General features: G+C 43.0%; 12 protein-coding genes and 1 pseudogene. 1 reads left to right on the forward strand and 12 read right to left on the reverse strand.

The genetic code is table 11. The annotated features are described in order from the left end of the window. Nucleotides 1–127: 127 nt before the first annotated feature. The 7 genes from QZY09_RS18395 to QZY09_RS18425 all read right to left on the reverse strand — a co-directional run bounded on the left by QZY09_RS18395 (nt 128) and on the right by QZY09_RS18425 (nt 8,958). The gene (locus QZY09_RS18395) at nt 128–850 is read right to left on the reverse strand and encodes a glycosyltransferase family 2 protein (RefSeq protein WP_295674725.1); all 723 of its coding nucleotides are present in this window, start codon (nt 848–850) and stop codon (nt 128–130) included. Between the two features lie 6 nt (nt 851–856). After that, nucleotides 857–2,086 (reverse strand): hypothetical protein, encoded by a 1,230-nt coding sequence (locus tag QZY09_RS18400; protein ID WP_295674726.1) that lies wholly within the window; start codon nt 2,084–2,086, stop codon nt 857–859. Nucleotides 2,087–2,119: 33 nt separating this feature from the next. Then, complete coding sequence (locus QZY09_RS18405; RefSeq protein WP_295674728.1) at nt 2,120–3,022, reverse strand: glycosyltransferase family 2 protein; 903 nt, start codon at nt 3,020–3,022, stop codon at nt 2,120–2,122. After that, a complete protein-coding gene (locus QZY09_RS18410; protein ID WP_295674729.1) occupies nt 3,022–3,903 on the reverse strand; it encodes a glycosyltransferase in 882 nt (293 codons plus the stop codon). The genes QZY09_RS18405 and QZY09_RS18410 overlap by 1 nt, the downstream gene beginning before the upstream one ends. 70 nt (nt 3,904–3,973) lie before the next feature. Further along, nucleotides 3,974–5,347 carry an O-unit flippase-like protein gene (wzx, locus tag QZY09_RS18415; RefSeq protein WP_295674731.1) on the reverse strand — a complete coding sequence of 458 codons (1,374 nt, stop codon included), beginning with the start codon at nt 5,345–5,347 and terminating at the stop codon, nt 3,974–3,976. A 44-nt stretch (nt 5,348–5,391) separates the two neighbouring features. Beyond that, nucleotides 5,392–6,453: a lipopolysaccharide biosynthesis protein gene (locus QZY09_RS18420; RefSeq protein ID WP_295674732.1), complete on the reverse strand. Its 1,062-nt coding sequence runs from the start codon at nt 6,451–6,453 to the stop codon at nt 5,392–5,394. Between the two features lie 33 nt (nt 6,454–6,486). Then, nucleotides 6,487–8,958, reverse strand: a complete 2,472-nt coding sequence (locus QZY09_RS18425; protein ID WP_295674734.1) for an SLBB domain-containing protein — start codon at nt 8,956–8,958, stop codon at nt 6,487–6,489. A 428-nt stretch (nt 8,959–9,386) separates the two neighbouring features. On the opposite strand from QZY09_RS18425, the gene QZY09_RS18430 reads away from it, so the two are divergent. After that, nucleotides 9,387–10,559, forward strand: a complete 1,173-nt coding sequence (locus tag QZY09_RS18430; RefSeq protein ID WP_295674735.1) for an acyltransferase — start codon at nt 9,387–9,389, stop codon at nt 10,557–10,559. Between the two features lie 179 nt (nt 10,560–10,738). Here QZY09_RS18430 and QZY09_RS18435 read toward each other — a convergent pair whose 3' ends face one another. The 5 genes and pseudogenes from QZY09_RS18435 to QZY09_RS18455 all read right to left on the reverse strand — a co-directional run. Beyond that, entirely contained in the window at nt 10,739–12,016 is a 1,278-nt protein-coding gene (locus QZY09_RS18435; protein WP_295674737.1) for a DUF3570 domain-containing protein, read from the reverse strand. Nucleotides 12,017–12,069: 53 nt separating this feature from the next. Further along, nucleotides 12,070–12,513, reverse strand: a complete 444-nt coding sequence (locus QZY09_RS18440) for a thioredoxin family protein (protein WP_295674739.1) — start codon at nt 12,511–12,513, stop codon at nt 12,070–12,072. 284 nt (nt 12,514–12,797) lie between these two features. Continuing rightward, nucleotides 12,798–15,947 (reverse strand): annotated as a pseudogene (locus QZY09_RS18445) (error-prone DNA polymerase); the annotation flags it as partial. 38 nt (nt 15,948–15,985) lie between these two features. After that, complete coding sequence (locus QZY09_RS18450) at nt 15,986–17,482, reverse strand: DNA polymerase Y family protein (RefSeq protein ID WP_295674741.1); 1,497 nt, start codon at nt 17,480–17,482, stop codon at nt 15,986–15,988. Between the two features lie 3 nt (nt 17,483–17,485). Continuing rightward, the coding region (locus QZY09_RS18455; RefSeq protein ID WP_295674743.1) for an Error-prone repair protein ImuA at nt 17,486–18,213 on the reverse strand (728 nt) is incomplete at its 5' end.

Raw genomic sequence — 18,213 nt, forward strand, 5'->3', positions numbered from 1 at the left:
AGTATTGGTAATTTTCTAATTAAAAATATTAGACAATTGTGAACTTTTTAGCTTTTTGGATAAATACCTTTGGGCAGGTAAATCGGTTGATTGCCAGCGAGTAAGCAGATAAATTTTTAAATAAAGGTTAATTTCGTAGCTTTTTTGCTAAAAGTTTGGGCAAGGCCCGCCCAACCAATACACGCTTATTAATTTTTTGCCAAAAACTGGTCTTTATTTTTACGTCAAACGTGTTTGACGCGTTTTTTTCATGGCGCCTGTGCATTCCTAACACCTCTTTTAAAAAATATGGTTTGTAGAAAAGGTCAGCCACAACCCCAATCCAAAGGTCGTGATTAGGGATAGCCGGAGGGAAGGGCAGAATTAATGGAAGCATTTTTTTTCGGAAACCCATACAGTTACCCATATAGGTATTTCGTTTGAAGTTTTTTAGAAACCCGGCCCCTGAATTTGCATGCTCAAAATAGGACGGTTTAATTACATTCAAGCTGTCGTCAACGATACTGCAATCACAAATCACCAGGTCGTATTCTTTCAGCAGGGCCACCATTGTTTTTATTTTTGTATCAAACCAAATGTCGTCCTGGTCGGCCAGAAATATATAATCTCCGGTAACATAAGCCAGGCCATTTTGAAAGTTGCCAACCGGGCCTTTCATCCCGGTATTTTTATAAATTTTTATGCGGTAATCGTTAAAATCCTCCAAAACTTTCAGGGTACCATCAGTTGAACCGTCGTCGCTTACTATTAATTCATCGTTCGGTGAAAGTTGATCTAATATGCTTTTCGCCTGTTGATAAATATATTTCTCTCCATTGTATGTTGCCATACACACACTTACAATTTCCATGCGGTTTTAATTGTTGTTTTCAGTTTGAATTTTTAAAAGACTCACTTTTCCTGTTTTTTCCAGCTCGCGAAGTTTTAGCATGCTGATAATTGCGACTGCTATAACTGTGATACCCAGCGGGTGATTAACATAGGGGTTTGTTATTGACACAAAGAAGATGAACAGTACGCACATATATAAACCCATGCTATTTTCTCGTCCCGACCTTTTGTACGCAAGGTAGGCGATAAGCAAAACCATAGCGTAGTAGGCAAGGCCGATTATCCCCTGTTTGTGAAATATTTCAAGAAAAGATATCTCCATGTGAATGGGGCGTACAGGTATGCCTACGCCGTAACCGTGACCTATTACAAATGATAACGGAGTAATACGTTCTTTTACCTCATCAATTTGTTCATATCGTGTTTCATCGCTTTCAACCTTATCGCCAATATTATCTTTGATATTCAAGTACACGGCCAAAACAATTATAATGCCAAATGAAATATAGAAAAGCGATTTGTAATTGAACTTTAACAAAAGCCATTTAACAAAGTAAACAGCAGCCAGCGCTACAATTAATCCCCTGGTTCCCGTCAGCACAATCGCTATCGCGATCAGCAGTAGTACCGATAATTTTAACCATGAATTTTTGCCATACTGCTCCCAAACAATGAAGCCGACGCATAAATAGATGTCGCCGGTATAATTTACAAATCCGCTTTCACCCTTAAACAAAAATACAGTGTTATTGCTTTCTGCTGAGTTGATGGCGTTGTATAATATTGCTATATCGCTGTACTTTAAAAAGATACAATAAAGTACCAAATGGAAAATAGTAAGTAAAACCGCAGCTATTTTTAACAGGGTTAGCAAATAACGGATGTCGCTGGCTGTTTTTACTGAAAATGCCAGGTAGCATAACAAAAAAGTATTCAGCAAGGGTTTAACGTCTTCAAAAATAGCTGCAGATGTACCTCCGTCCACATACCCAATTATCGACGACAAGATGTTAAGCAATAAAAAAAATACCATGATAACAATCACCTCAACCGGGAGTGTTCTTTTGACCATTAGGTAAATAATAATCAGACCCATATATATAAGGAACAGGCACATCCGCAACGTAAGGAATGAAGTAAACTCCACCAAACGGCCGGTACCCCCGAGGAAAAGTTCCAGGAATACAACAGTTAAAAAGGCATATTTTATCTTTTGCAGGCTGCCTGTCTTTTCCATTTCATACCATTTTTCCATTATAACTAAAGCGTATCAACCCAAATAAAATGTCTATACCCACCTGGTGATGAGAAACCTGAATTTAGTTGCTAATTTTTTAACAAGACCAGACGAATTTTCCAAACGAATAAAACGATCAAGCTTCTGCCTTGAGTGTTCGTCGGGACGATCACCGTAATGTGATTTAAATAGCTTAGCCTGCTGTATACTCCCTTTTAAAAAGACTGACCTTTGATTAAACCAGGCGTCTAAGAAATTAGACACTGTTTGACTTAAAGTAACCCGGTCTTTATTTGTTACGCTTTTGCTATGCACACGATACAATATTGTTTTTTGCGTCGAGTAATTAAACTTGCCAAATGAAAACCCAATAAGAGCTATCCAATGGTCATGCATCTGTACCGATAACGGCATTTTAATAAATTCATCAAGCATTTGCCGGTTAATAACCATGGTGCACCCTGTGACGATATTACCAAAAAGCACGGTAAAAAAGTCGTTAGCAGCGGGCCGTATTTTATATAGTTCCCAAAAAGATGACCCAATTTCTTCCCCCTTTTCGGAAATCAGCTGAAGATCAGTAAATACTACCGCCGGTTTTTTATCATCGTCAATTTCTTTCATCAACTGAAGAGAAAGCGATAATTTATGATCCAGCCAAATGTCATCCTGGTCGGCAAAGGCGGTATAAGGGGCGGTTGCCCGCGTTGCTCCTTTGATGAAAGAACCAATCGGGCCGATATTGCTTTGATTGCTTATTAACTCAATAAAACTATATTGATTTTTATAGGCTGTTAAAATTTCCATCGACCGGTCAGCCGAGCAATCGTTTACAATAATAAACTCTTTGATCAGCACATCTTTTTGCCTTAAGATAGAATCGATCTGTTCCTGCAGGAATTTTTCTCCGTTATAAACGGCTAAAACAATTGAAATTTCCGGTTGATTTTTCATTATTTATCAGCGTATTTTCCGTACCTGCCCGAACAGGCATGTTTTACCGCTTTGAGCATAACCCTCAGGTAGTTTTTTTTATCCGGGAAATAAAGGAATATCTTAAAAATCTGTGCAGCCAGGTTTCGCATCCTGTTGATCACAAATGCCGGTGCGCTAAACGCATACTTTCGCCATATATATAAGTTGTTTCTTACCACGTAATAAACGCGCAGGGGGCTATGCTTGCTTACCTTGCGCGTTTGCCGGGTTATCCAATGCCTTATCATTACGTCATCGCCCAGGTGGTGCCTGAGAAAAATTTTGTTGGTTGTAAGTATTTTATACCCGTTTAGTCCGGCCCGGATGCAAAACTCATTATCCACTTCATCAATAAACAGCTTATCAGCAAAGCCCCCTAATTTAAGCCAGGCAGCTAAATTCAGCACGTTGCCTGATGTTATCGCAAACCCAATTTCAATCAGGCCCGCGTATGAAGACTGCGCAGGTTTAAAATAGATTGAATTATAACTGGCTGCTATTATTGCCACGCCGGGGTAAGTTGTACCAAAAATGCTGTCAAAAAACTCGCCGGATTCAAAAAATGAATCCTGATCCATGGTCAATATCCATTGATAGCCATTATTGACTCCTAGCTCGCACCCTTTATTAAGCGCTGTAGCAATCCCTTTGTTCTGTCCGAGGGCGTGATAGCTGATTTTATCGCTGATGGCACAGATCTGCCTTATCAGACCAGCATTAGCTTCTTCGGAATTGTCGACCAGATACAGATGAGACAATTCATTTATATATGAACTGATATTAGCAACAATAGTATCATCCGGGTTATAAATAACCACAACGCCGCATAAACTTTCCTTATCCAAATAACCGGAGACCATAAATTATATCGTTTGTGTTCGCAGACCCTGAAATTCAGGATAAATAATTGCCATTATGTCTGAATTCATTTTAGGTAGATTTAAATACTTTAAAAAAGTCGGCGAATTTTAAATTAAACTCCTTTATTACTTCCCATGGCCATTTCCAGCCCTGGTAACATAAGTCTATCAATCCGGGGGCAATAGCCATGCCTAAAAGCCCCAGGTTTGTAAATTTAAAAAATGCTAAAAGCAGTATGATAGTTCCCGCTCCTGATAGTAACGATGGTTTAACAAAGGGGATGTGATTTTTTGTAGAAATGATAGCGCCTGAAATGCCCGAATTTAACCCGATCAGCGACGAAACTGCCACGGCCAGCAGCACGTTTTGGTTCAAATCTGTATTGCTTTTGATGATGTGCAGGATGGTTGATCCGAAGAATATGATGGCCAGGCTGGCAAGTATAAAAATGCAGTTGGCCACCAGTACGCCGCGTACATAAATTACTTTAATCCTTTCATAATTATTTTCTACGCGAAGGAAAGCGATCTGCGGTAAAAATGTTGATAGTGAAATATTTGCTATGGCCACCATAATATCCATCATTTGTTTGGTGATGCCAAATGAGGCAATGGCCGGCAATGTTAAATACATGGAACCTATAAAAATTGAAGATTTCTGGATCATGAATCCGCCAAATGAGGTAATACCATATTTAACAGCATTTGGATAGATGGCTTTAAGGATCCCTTTCCGGTCCTCGGCTTCGCAATTATTTAGTTCTGCTTTTAGTTCCCGGGTGAAAAATATTCGTTGCGATATGGTACGGATAATGATGATTGAAACAAGCTGGGCTAAAACAAGTGCGATTAAACCGAACCCGGCATATATTGCTATTACCGAAACCAGTAAATAAATAACGTGCCCTAAAATAATGATCTGTTTGGAGATCTTTATTAAGCCCCGGCCTTCTAAAAGGGCATCGTAATACAAGGTATATAAATTGTAAGTATTAATGCTGATAAACAGGAACCAGGCGATATAAACGTCCAGCTTAACACCATGATAGTTTTGCAACAAACGGTTGATGTAAAGCGTACCTATAGTAGCAAGCAAACAAAACAGCACCAGGGAAACCCTTGAGTAAAACCAGCGCATTGAACTTAGCAAGCCTTTAAAAAGGCTATAATTTATTTGTCCATCCGCCTGGAAATTAATTTCGTGCCCGTCTTTTTGCAGGCTTTTTACCCCGCTGAAAATATAGGTCACGTTTCGGCTGAATGATGAGTTAAAACCAAAATCGATCAGGAACACCAGCGCCGCAATCGATGCAAAAATCGACCAGATGCCCACATCTTCGGCTGGCAATTTATGCAATATGAAGGGCAGCAATAAAACCGACGACGAGATTTTAAAGAACGTTGCTAAATAATTCCATATAACGTCGGTCCGGGTGATTTTCATTAATTCAGTAGATTTTTAGGGGGATAAACAATTACCATTAATTATCAATCGGCGTCATTCATTACATGTTCAAAAATTTTCTTCAACGTTACACAAACCGCGGCTAATAGCGCCAATAAAAAGAATCCCGAAATGAAATACTTAATTTTACCGGGTTTGTTAACGGTAAGCGGGAAGATTGGATTGTCTATCACCTGGATCAGGGGTGTCTCCTGCCGCAATGAAATTTTTGCCAATTCTAAATTTTTAACAATTTCTGAATAGATAGCAGAACTAGCCTGAACATCAACCTGTTTTTTTTGCGAAGGCACCCTCAAAGCTGACAAAAGTGGATTTGCGTTGGGCGCTGCGTCCAGGGCGCTGGCAACCCCACTGATGGAGTAATTTAATACGGCCCGTACACTGTCTGCCTGTTTTTGTAAAACCTGCAAGTTTTGGGTGGATTTTTTGGTTTTAGTTTTTATATAAAAATCATTCACGGTGGCAACCAACCTGTCGTTAAATGTTTTGGCAAAAATCTCGTCGCCAAAAGTAACATCAACGTTTACAATGCTCAGTTTTTTGTCGGGCTTATCAACAATCAATACCTTTTTATTTATTGCGGTCGCAATGCTGGTTACCAAACTATCCTGTGTGCGGTTAAGGCTGTCTAAAGGAGCATTAAAATTAATGCTCCGGATATTGTTATCGTCGGCCCAGGTTTTTCGCAGGTTAAACGAATTGATGTATCTGTCTATCAATAATTGTTTTTTACCATTTACAATAATGGGCGATAAAAGCGCTTTTGCGATCATCGTTCTGGAGGTATACAGCGCTATAATATTATCGCCTGAAAATATCCCGCTGCCATCGCTCCCGATATTTATCCCGGCAATGGATGCAAGGCCCGAATATTGAGATAGGCTCGACGTCTTATTTTCTTCGAGTACGAAACTACAGGTAGCAACGTAGGATGGTTTTTTAATTAAGGCATAAAAAAATCCAGCGAGGCCGCCAAAAAGGCCCCAAATAATTATGGTCAGCCATTTACGTTTAATAAACGCTAAAAAACTCCTTGTTTTTACGATCAGATCTTTAAGGGACAGGTAATCCTTTTGTTGTTTCATGATTTTATTGATCGTTCCAAAATTTTCATCATATTATTTGTGCAGGCTTATAATTCCTAATATAATCGCGCCGATGGACGCAAGGCCGGTACTCAGTCCCAAAACTGTTTGTAGCGTGTTGCCTTTGGGCTCAGGTTTTGTAGGCACAAATATTTCACTGCCGGGTTTTACTGCCGGATGGCTGTTAAAAAAAAGTAATTTACTCGTTCCCTTAACCGTACCGTTAGGATATACAACATAGGCGCTTCTCTTTAAGGCCCTGGGGCTAAATCCGCCGGCATTCAGTACGTAACCCTCAAACGATTTTGATTTGCTGTAAACAACAGCGCTGGGATACAGTACTTCGCCATTTACCCTTACAATTTGCTGCATTTTAGGTATTCTTACCATATCGCCATCTTCTATCAGCAAATCTATACTTGAGCCAGGCGTTTTCAATATGGCTTTAAGGTCGATGCCTACATAATTATTCCTTGCGGTAAGGTTTGTGTTGTTGGTGGAGTCTTTGTACGAACGTTTTAAACGGTTAAGCCGGTCAACCCGTTCCTGCTCCAAAGATGCAGTATCACTTTTGTTTTTGTTGATACCCAATATGGCAATGTTATCTCTTTTTAAGGTGCCTCCTTCAACGTCAGCTGATGCAGTTAAGCCGCCCGCGCGTTGAATCAAATCTGATATTTTTTCATCCTTATTGGTAATGGTATAGGTTCCCGGGTATAATACTTCACCTTCTATTTTTGCCACCTTTTGTTTTTCATAACCGGGCAATCCATATACCGACACAATATCAAATGGCATCAGTTCGAAATCACCTTGTCCGGGTTTTAAATCTGTATCGATATTAACGCTGAATACTTGCGAAACCGCACCGGTTTTTGATGACTGATCGCCATTATTTATCCTGCGCGCTACCTCAATTCTTTTCATGCTAGCTCCTTCAGCCAGGCCCCCTGCTTTTAAAATAAGATCTGCAACTTTTTCGCCGCTGGCGAAAGAAAATGTGCCGGGATTTCTAACCGCTCCATTGATCGTTACCAGGTACTTATCCTTCAAATCGAATATAGAAAATATATGAACAACATCTTCGCGCTGTAAAACAATATTGCCACTGTTGGTTAAAACATCTTTTACATTAAACGGGATGGTTTCGGGAGTGTTGTCAGGTTTTAGCCGGGTGATGGTACCGCGGTCCATAAAAGCATCTTCCTTTACGCCGTCTGCTTTTTTAATTAACTGGTCTAAAGTCAACCCTTTTTGAAGTTCATATTCGCCGGGGCGAAATACTGCGCCCCCTATAATTACCCTGTTTTCAAAGCGGTTAATTATGGCTTCGACGGTATATTTATCTCCGCGCAAAGGGACGTAATTTGCATAATCACTTTCGGATACATCCGTAATTCGAAGCTGCTGATCACTTATTTGGGTAACCTTTATTTTAGCTGTATAAGCGCTGTCGGTAAAGCCCCCGGCAAAATTTAATACGTTTTGCAGGGATTCTCCCGGTAAAACTTCAAAAAGCGCAGGTGTTTTTACCTGTCCGGTTAAATTAACCCTTACCCGGTAGGTCGGTACGCGTATAATATCCTGGTCCTGCAGCGAAACGTTGTTTTTTTGATCGCCTTTTACTAAAAAATCATAGATATCCAGGTGAGCAATGATCCGGTTATTCCTGATCAATTCAATATCGCGGAAACTGCCATTATCGTTAGGCCCACCCGCGCTGTATAAAGCATTAAAAATAGTGGCAAGCGAAGGCAATGTGTAAGTGCCCGGTTTAACCAATTGACCAACCATGATCACCTTTATGCTGCGGATATTCCCGAGGGTAACTTTAACATCGGTCCCTCTGCCAACAGCGTAATTACTTGCCGCAAGTTTAGCTTTTATTGCCGAAGTAGCTGCGGCCATAGTTTTGCCGGATACGTTGAGCAGGCCTACACCCGGGAGATTGATGTTTCCCTCAGGCGAAACGTCTAATTGCCAGTTGGCCACCGAGTTGCCGTAAATATTTATATTTAGCTGATCCTGTGGCCCAACTACATAGTTTAAAGGTGTGGCCATTTTGAGGTCAGGTTCGAAAGAACTGTTCTTATTCCTGAAAAGATCTGCGCCGAAAATAGGTGGCATCAGCCGTTTGAAAGGGTCAGACACTGTTGCAGTATCTGATGTGGAGTCGGGCTTATAATTAAGTTTTCTTCTTGAAAAATCAGCATTGCCAGTCGTGGTACTGCTTGTATTACCCTTACCGCGAATTTGAGCTATACGCGTTTGTAATTTATTTACTTCGCTGTCTGACATGCCACGGCTTTTAGCCTGTGTTAAAACTTCGCTATCGCTAAGTCCCGCCTTTTGCGCCTGTTGCAGTAATTGAATTATTTGCTGGTCCGACAGGTCATCAACATTTATTGATGAAATGTTTTGCAAACTCTGACCGTTGGCGGGCAACGTTACGCCAAACGCAAGGCCCATGGCAGCGATAATAATTGTAAAAATAATTCTCTTCATATAAATAGTTCGCGCGGCAAAATTAATTTAATTTATGATTAACACCCTTGCGGTGTGCTTTAAATTGATGAAACATAATTTCAAGGATTTAGTTTTGCAGAAACTACGATAGTATTCAGACAGATACCTCGTTCGGATTTTTTTTAGCATAGCCCCTTGTACCGATATCAGTCAGAAGGAAACTTAAAAACAGGGCAGGCGCTACGTTTTAACCACTAATTACTCCCGTTTGATTTTAAAAATATGACAGGAAACGCGCTTGTTGACGGTGCAAAAATATCGACGCCAGGATGTTTTTATTTCAGGGCAGGCCTTCCCATTTTAGCTATTCGTGGTCAATAAAAACAATTAGCCCGATTTGCAATTATAGATGATGGATTTTATCCTGTGGTTTTTGTTCATAAAGAGCAACCTATGAAGATAAAACAATGATAACCATGCAAGGAACATTTAAAAGGATTTTTGGGCTCGATCTGTTAAGATGCGTGGCAATCTTACTGGTACTGTTTACACACACGCTTTCTTTTCTTGATCCTGAAAATCATTATTACAAATTACCGGTGTTTACCGGTTTTGCAGGTGTGGAGCTGTTTTTTGTATTGAGCGGTTTTTTGATTGGAACGATATTGTTGAAAATATACAACCAACCCGACGCTTTTGATATGATTAAGGTGAAAACTTTTTGGATAAGGCGGTGGTTCAGGACTTTGCCCAACTATTATTTGATGTTGTTTGTGTACGGTGTTTTATTTTATGGCGCACACCACATTAATATTTTAGGGCAAATAAAATACCTGGCTTATGTGGTTTTTTTACAGAATGCGGTAACCTATCAGCCAAATGAGTTTTTTCAGATTGCCTGGAGCCTTAGTATTGAGGAATGGTTTTATTTATTATTTCCGCTGTTTCTTTTGGGTATAAAAAGGTGTTGGCCCCGGGCCCGGACATCATCATTTTTAGCAACTATCCTCGTTTTTATTTTTGCTGAATTAGCCATAAGGATTGCTGTAGCTGTATTTTTAAAGCGCCCATGGGATGAGGGTTTCAGAAAGTTTATGCCGGTACGGCTTGACAGTATATGTATCGGTGTGTTGGCCGCCTATTTTAAGCATTTGAAGCCTGTTTACTGGAAAAAGGTGGCTAATCGACTTGCATTATACGGCCTGCTTTTATTTGCGCTAAACTGTGCATTGTTTTATTTTACTTACATCAAACATTTCGATCCCGTTTCCTGGGATCATTCATTTGATGCCGGATTTTTCCTGAAGACATTTTTTTTCACGGCAGTTAGCCTTTCTATCGCTTTAGTGATTCCTTTTTTATATCAGTTAAGCATTAGGCGGAGCTTTTTTACCCGCGCAGTTACATTTATAAGCGAGATTTCTTATTCTATCTATCTAAATCACCTGCTGATCATCCTCATTCTTTCGCACCTGTTAAAAGGCTACCTACACCTTCAATATTTCGGTTTAGTTTTATTTGCCGGTATCTGGATATCAACTATATTGGTTTCCGCTGTGCAGTATAAATATTTTGAAGTGCCAATGACCAATTTAAGGGCCAAATTCAGCAAAAAGCAGGAGCATATAGAAGTTAGCTAAAAGTAAACTAATACTGCAATAAAGAGTGCAAAAAAGCATCCCCGTAAATTTAATGGCTTTCGGGGATTCTTTTTTAGGCTACCTATCTTGCCTCACTATTACCGATGGGCCGTCTGGTTACTGATTTTAATTTATCCTGACGATGCAGGCAGCGGTTAAATGATCGTATATAATTTATTTTATTTGAACCCCAGGCTAAGCGATACAACATCCGATACCAGGTCAGTTGTTTGTGTATAATGGCCGTACCGTACTTCTAAATCGTGTAAGCCTTTCACTCCAAAAACACCACCAGGGGGCGCTACCCTGAAGCCAACGCCGTAAAATTGGCTTTTAAAGGCCGCATATTCATAATTGCTGGTATAATATGGGCTTGCCTGGCTTTGCATCTCATAGGGTGCAAAATACCTGGCCGCCGTTTGTGTATAATACCGGTAAAACGGAGAAATGGAAAAGAAAGGGGATATTTTGTATGCCACTTCGAGGTTTGCCGTATTTGACCTTGTCCCCCAGCTGTCAGCATAATACCGGTAATATGACCGGAGTATAATATTATCTCCTACAAAATAGTTGGCCCTGAAACCTAATGGCAGTTTAAAGCGTGTTGACGGTAATTTTTCTATGGCTTCATTGCCGTTTGAAAAGTAGACCCGGTGAAATGGAAGGCTTAAAAATCCATTCTGGCCAACCACATCCGCTAAAAAGGCGATCTGTAGCCGGGAATTGATAATTTGGGAATATTCAAAAGCAGCCGAATATGTTTTACGCGGGCTGGTCCCGAAATTATCCCGGTGTCCCTCGCCATCCCCATGCCTGCCCGTTACAGGTATAACGGTACTGATCGGAGCCAGTTCAGAAGGGTAGATCAGTGTTACATTGTCAAAATAACCCTGTAGTTTTGCACTGAATTCACCAGCTTTGTTATCTGTTTTTACAGAATAATGCACATCGGCGCCAATCGACTTATAATTGTATTCATTCGAATAATAAGCTCCCACGCCAAAAGTGTTGCCGGTTTTAGTGTTTTCAACCGTCCAGTCTAATGACGGATAAACCCTTGTGCCGCTAGGCCTAGATGCGCCGGTTTTTGAAACATATGCCTGGGATGCGGAAGTGTGCAAATCAAACCCAAGCCCTGCGGTAAGCGTGTTTTTATGATTATTGTTGTCAGTATTAACGAAGTTCAAAGTAATTCCGTTGGCAAAATCAGTTACTTTCTCTGTCCCTATACCGCCGGTAACAGCAGAGTGATTACCATTTTGCGAGTAGTAGCTGGTGACAAAATTAACTTCATCAAGCCTTAATTTCCGTGGATTGAATTGTGTTGAATCTTTTTTGGGGGCAGGGGACTGGCTATACGCAGGTTTATAGGCAGCAGAATCCGGCTTGGTTTGTGCATACACACCAACCCGGCAGAGGAATGAAAATCCGATGACGGATAGAAATATTTTTCTCATTAAGTATTAGACAGGTATGTTAAATAGTTGGATAGGATCATTTAAGGAAATCCTTATTTACCTGAAGCTGAAAAAGAAGCGATCTGTCCAACAAAACTTTCAGCTGATTCATTTGGGAAACCATCCCAGTCTTTTAGTGCTTTCCCATTTTCGTCCATTAAAATTGTATAAGGGAATTTCCCATCGGGGTTGTATTTATCTGCCAGGGCCTCATTTCTTTGTGTTTGCTCCTTGCTTAACTGATTTTTTTTCTGTCTCGGAAAATCGGCCCTTACCAATACTAAGTTATCAGCTGCGTATTTTTCAAACGCTTCATTTTCAAGGATTTCTTTACGCTCCCGGATACAGGGCCCGCACCAGTCTGAGCCGGAAAAGTTGATCAGGATAAGCTTATGAGTTTGTGCAGCAGTAACTTTCGCTTCATTAAAGTCGCCCAGCCAGGTAATATTTGAAGTAAATAATACTCCTGTAAGAATGGAAAGAATCAATAGTTTCATTGCTTGAAAATATATTTAATTAATAATACAATGTTACCCTGACATTCTGAGCCCAACATGAAAATAGCCTTATTTAACCTTTTTTAACACTTGTGCAATACGATATGTAAAAGGTGATAACATTTAAAAACTTTACAATGGACTTTATATTGCATACTTCAATCAAAAATAACATCGCAAGGGTGGGTGTCGGGATCAGGGTATAATCCGTGTTTAATTAAATTACGATGCGGAGGGAGTAGTCTGCCTTCGGTGTGCTTATTAAATACAACACCCCGGTCTCTTTACCTGAAATTCCTTCCTTTGTGAAAAACTTCCCGGCTGTCGGCGGGCGGAGCGGTGGTTTCATCCGCACGGGCCAATGTTAAAAGGGGTAGATTATCTTCGTTAGCCGCAGTTAAACCACGCAGCAGGCTGTTCAAATTAAAACAGCGTTTAGCGACCACATGGATCACTTCGCCCTCTATCTGTAGCTTCCCTTCCACCATAAACAACCGCGACTGGATGATCTCTTTACGGTACTGGTCAAAAAGTTTTTCCCACACCACAATATTCCCTGCGCCGGTTTCGTCTTCCAGCGTCATAAACAAAACGCCTTTGGCCGTGCCGGGACGCTGACGGACAGTAATTAAGCCGGTTACTTTCACCTGGTCGCCATCTTTCATTTTTTTGAGGTCACCGATTTTGCTGTTTCGCAGCAAGTCCAGCTTCTCACGTACCAGCGCTACCGGGTGGTTTTTAAGGGATAAACCTGTTGCCGAATAATCTTGTACCACATGCTCGCCTTCCGTCATCAACGGTAATTGTACCTGCACCTCTCTGGCACTTTCTGACTGCTGCCCCCCAAATAGCGCTATCGGCCGGTCGCCTAAGGCAGCTACCTCCCACAAAGCCTGGCGGCGGTCGGGACCCAATGAGCGGAAAGCATCTGCGTCCGTCAGCTTTTCCATCGCCGCTTCAGGAACACCTGCACCCCGCAACTGGTCGACATGGTTGTACAACGGCTTCCGGTTTTTTATCAGTAATAGCATGTCTTCTTCCCGCAGGCCTTTTACCTGGCGGAAACCTAAACGTACTGCAAAGTATTTATCTTCCGTTTTTTCCAGGGTATTGTCCCAAAAAGAATGGTTAACATCTACGGGCAGTACCTTAACATGGTGGTCCCTGGCATCCCTTACAATTTGGGCGGGCTGGTAAAAACCCATTGGCTGGCTGTTCAAAAGCGCCGCACAAAATACATCGGGGTAATAATACTTCAGCCAGGAAGATATATAAACCAGCAATGCAAAGGATGCCGCGTGGCTTTCGGGGAAACCATAGCCTTCAAAGCCCTGTAACTGCTTAAATACCCGCCTCGAAAAATCTTCTTCATAACCCTTTTTTACCATGCCATCCACCAGCTTTTTTTCATAAAGATGTAATTTGCCATTAGCTTTAAACGAAGCCATACTGCGGCGCAACTGGTCTGCCTCGGCAGGCGAAAAACCTGCCGCCACAATGGCGATCTCCATTGCCTGTTCCTGGAACAGCGGCACCCCAAGCGTGCGCCCCAATATATCCTCTAATTCCACTGACGGAAATTCAACAGGTTCTTCGCCGTTACGGCGACGCAGGTAGGGGTGCACCATATCCCCCTGTATAGGTCCCGGCCGTACAATTGCCACTTCGATCACCAGGTCATAAAAACAGCGGGGTTTAAGGCGTGGCAGCATAGACATTTGCGCGCGGCTCTCGATCTGGAACACACCAATAGTATCCGCATGGCAGATCATATCGTAAACTTTCGGGTCATCCTGCGGCACATTCGCCAGCGTTAATTTCTTCCCATAATGCTGTAATACCAGGTCAAATGCTTTACGGATCATGGTTAGCATTCCTAAACCTAATACATCCACTTTCAGGATTCCCAAAGCTTCCAGGTCGTCTTTGTTCCATTCCAATTGGGTGCGGTTCTCCATCCGGGCGTTAAGGACAGGGCATAGGTCGGATAGTTTGCCCTCTGTAATCACAAAGCCGCCGGTATGCTGCCCCAACTGCCTCGGGAAACCCATCAGCAGTGTGGTTAATTCAAGTACTTTAAAGATAAGCGGGTCATTCGGGTTTAAGCCCTGTTCGAGCAAACGCTTTTCATCAAAGCCCTCTTCCCTGAAATCCCAAATGGTGGCGCCAATACGTTTAATGGTATCTTCTGAAAGCCCCATTGCTTTGCCCACATCCCTGATAGCGCCTTTGTGCCGCTCCTGGGTTACGGTGGCTACAATAGCCGCGTGGTCGCGCCCGTAGTCTTCATAAATATACTGGATGATCTCCTCCCTACGCTCATGCTCAAAGTCAACGTCGATATCGGGCCATTCTTCACGCGCATCTGACATGAAGCGCGAAAACAGCAACCTTGATTTCATCGGATTAACCGCGGTAATGGAAAGGCAATAACAAACTGTTGAATTAGCGGCCGAACCGCGGCCCTGGTGCAGGATACCAAGTTCTTCGGCCTTTTGGGTGTATTTATAAACCCGCAGAAAATAGGGGGCGAGTTTCCGCCGCTCAATAAAAGCTAATTCAAATTCTATCTGGTCCCGAACCTTTTTTGGTATCTTTCCTTCATAACGACCCAGTGCACCCTGCAGGGTATATTTTCGCAAGCGCTCCTGCGGTGTCAAGCCGTCAATAATTGCTTCTTCGGGTTCAATATATTTTAAAGTATCTAATGAAAAAGTACAGGCATCCGCTATTTTCAATGCATTGCCGATCGCTTCGGGATATTGCCTGAAGAGGCGATGTATTTCATCTATAGGTTTTATAAACCGCTCGGCATTGGCATGGAGCCTGAAACCTGCCGTGTAAATATTGCATTTTTCGCGGATGCAGGTTAATACATCCTGTAATTCGCGGCGTGCCGCCTCATGGTAATGTACATCGCCAACAGTAACCAGTGGTACATTTAATTGTGACAGCCTGAAAAGCCGCTTGGCATCATTGCCGCTGTAGGAACGGGTAGCCGCTATATACAATTCATTGCCGAAAGCCTTGCGATATTCAGCTACTGCGCTTTTAAAGTCATCATCATAATCAAATTGTGTATTCAACTCAGCAGGCGGAACGACGATAAATTTGGTACCCTGTTTATGCGCATAAACATCTGCTTTGTATAAATGGCATTCCCCTTTTTCGGCCCGCAGGTTGCCAAGGGTTAAAAGCGCCGAAAGCCGGGCATAAGCAGCCTGGTCTGTCGGGTAAGCCAGCAGGCCCGGGCCGTCGAGCAGCTCAAGGTGGCAAGCCGGGATAAAACGGATGCCGGCTTGTTTTGCGGCTAAATGGGCCCGTACAATGCCGGCAAGGCTGTTCCTGTCGGTAATAGCGATAGCTGAGTAACCCAAAACTGCGGCCTGCTCCACCAGTTCATCCGGGTGCGAGCCGCCGCGCAGGAAGCTGAAATTGCTGGTGAGTTGTCAGTCCGCGTATTCCATAACATTCATGCAAAAAATCCATGTAAATACCATTCCGGTTCCGCATCATAATGCCCAAGCCTAAATAGCCAGTAACGTTGCCCCTCCGAATCTTCCACTGCATAATAATCCCGGTGTTCGCCCTTTTCCAACCACCATTCGCGCTCAATGCGCTCCGGCCCATCAGCTCTTTCGACTACATGGCGTTTGCCTTTATAAGTAGATAATTTTGGCGGATAATCCGGCAACAGCGCCATTACCTCAACCAGCTCCGGGCGGCGAAGCAAGCGCAGGGGGCGCGGCCTGTCGGCCCGCCATTGGGTTGCAGGGGTTTCTGACAGGGAAATTGCCGGCCTTATTGAGCGTTCAGGCCAGTAATGCTCGGCAGGCAGGTACCGGTGAATGGTATGTGCGCCAACTTTACCGGCTACCCTGTCTAACAATTCTGCCAGTGTATTATCCTGTAATCCGGGCTTTCCTGTCCATATTTTTTCCTGCAGCACATCAATATCCTCCACTTTTGATGCTTCCAGCAGGAACAATTCGATGCCCAGGGCCGGCTCAATTTTACTGATCTGTAGTTCAAATAGTTTAAACAAATGCGAAATACTGTGCGAACCGCGGTTGGTGCTGATACCCGCCTGTACCATTTTACCATCTATGCGATAACATTTGAGCACTGCTTTACGAACCCCTTTGCCTTCGGCCTGTAATCTTGCACATAAACCTTCTAATAATTGCGTTATGGCGATCTCAATTCCCTTCGCAGTTCTGATGGGTTCCAGGCATGGTAAACGCTCTGTATAAGGTACAGGCGGGATAATGGGGGTCATCGCCTCATTTTCCATACCTAAGGCCTGGGCAAGTTTTAGTAAAAATCCCTCTCCAAAGCGCCTGCGCAATACGGTTCGGGGAATTTGCATAAAACTTTTGATGGTGCTGAAACCTAACTTTTGCAGTTTTTCCAAAACTATCGGATCTAACCTAAGCGCAGTGGGCGGCAAAGGTAGCAGTGCCTCTGCCTGTATGCCTGTTTTAATAATAGGCGTTATTTTTCCGAAGCGGGCAATTGCCCAGGCCGCACCAATAGTATCGGCTATGGCTGCCCGTGCATCATAGCCCTGTGTGCGTAATTTCAAAACTATTTCTTTTAAATATTCCCGCTCGCTACCCCATAAGTGTGCACAGCCCGAAATATCCAGGATCAACCCATCTGGCAAATCAACAGCCACCAGGGGTGTATAACGGATGCACCACAAACCTAATTGCCGTAACAGCTTTGCTTCTTTACCCGGCAAATGATTCAGCACCTGTAAGTTGGTGGTCACGGCTTTGGCATCCGCGGCTGCCATGCCACGGTAAACACCCTGTGCCTCGGCCAGGGGATTAGCTGCGGTGATGACGATCCGGTTACGTTCAGGTGCCGTAAACACAAAAGGTACCTCCTTTAGCTCCGGCCTTTTAAGGGTCAGCCAATCTGTCGCCAGGTGACGAAACCATATGGTCATGAAACGTTTCTGCATTGCTTAGCCCACCATTAATTCCTGCTGTTTTACAGCCGGCTCAACCATCGGTATAAATTTACCGTCACGCCATTCAATAATCCAGCTGCCGGGCTGCCCGTTGCGTACCCGCAGCAGTTCAACCTGCCAGCGCGGGAAACCCAGGCCCGGCAAACCATCGGGCTGTTCACTTGGCAATGGTTTTATTTTCCACCTGGCTACACAAGCGGTTGAGCCGATTTTATTGGAATAATTCCGCAGGATAAACCCTGTTACCCGGCTCTGCTCAACCGCCAGTTGCAAACGGCGTGATTGTTTAAAATCAATTTCCCGCAGTTCACCAATAACCGCTGCCAGGCCGGCGCATTTCAGTGATTCTTCCATTGCCCACAACACATCCTTATCTTTCAAAAGATCAATAAAGATCACTTTATCAGGATCAACACCAAAAGCTTTTAAGGCCGAAGGGTATAAATTCCCCGAAAGGCCGATCCATACACAAATGCCGCCATTTTGCATCAGCACCGAAAGTAAACCGGTTATAAAACCGCCGCTGGCCGTGGCTTGTTCGGTATTGCCGCATACCAGTTCATGAACAGCCCCTAAAGGAAAGATACCATTTGGAAAAGCCGCTTCTACCGGGCCCAGGCCCATTAAATCACGTGTGCCGTCAGGTGGAGGCCTGTAACCTTCCCATTGCAAAATGTCCTTTTGCAACCGGCTTACGATGTCTCTTTTAGTATCAGGCATAA

It is taken from the genome of uncultured Mucilaginibacter sp. (assembly GCF_903913935.1).
Classification (GTDB): domain Bacteria; phylum Bacteroidota; class Bacteroidia; order Sphingobacteriales; family Sphingobacteriaceae; genus Mucilaginibacter.

Coding starts and splice junctions, on each gene's coding strand:
- QZY09_RS18395 (WP_295674725.1), bottom strand. CDS start 850: ATGGAAATTGTAAGTGTGTGTATGGCAACATACAATGGAGAGAAATAT.
- QZY09_RS18400 (WP_295674726.1), bottom strand. CDS start 2,086: ATGGAAAAATGGTATGAAATGGAAAAGACAGGCAGCCTGCAAAAGATA.
- QZY09_RS18405 (WP_295674728.1), bottom strand. CDS start 3,022: ATGAAAAATCAACCGGAAATTTCAATTGTTTTAGCCGTTTATAACGGA.
- QZY09_RS18410 (WP_295674729.1), bottom strand. CDS start 3,903: ATGGTCTCCGGTTATTTGGATAAGGAAAGTTTATGCGGCGTTGTGGTT.
- wzx (WP_295674731.1), bottom strand. CDS start 5,347: ATGAAAATCACCCGGACCGACGTTATATGGAATTATTTAGCAACGTTC.
- QZY09_RS18420 (WP_295674732.1), bottom strand. CDS start 6,453: ATGAAACAACAAAAGGATTACCTGTCCCTTAAAGATCTGATCGTAAAA.
- QZY09_RS18425 (WP_295674734.1), bottom strand. CDS start 8,958: ATGAAGAGAATTATTTTTACAATTATTATCGCTGCCATGGGCCTTGCG.
- QZY09_RS18430 (WP_295674735.1), top strand. CDS start 9,387: ATGATAACCATGCAAGGAACATTTAAAAGGATTTTTGGGCTCGATCTG.
- QZY09_RS18435 (WP_295674737.1), bottom strand. CDS start 12,016: ATGAGAAAAATATTTCTATCCGTCATCGGATTTTCATTCCTCTGCCGG.
- QZY09_RS18440 (WP_295674739.1), bottom strand. CDS start 12,513: ATGAAACTATTGATTCTTTCCATTCTTACAGGAGTATTATTTACTTCA.
- QZY09_RS18450 (WP_295674741.1), bottom strand. CDS start 17,482: ATGCAGAAACGTTTCATGACCATATGGTTTCGTCACCTGGCGACAGAT.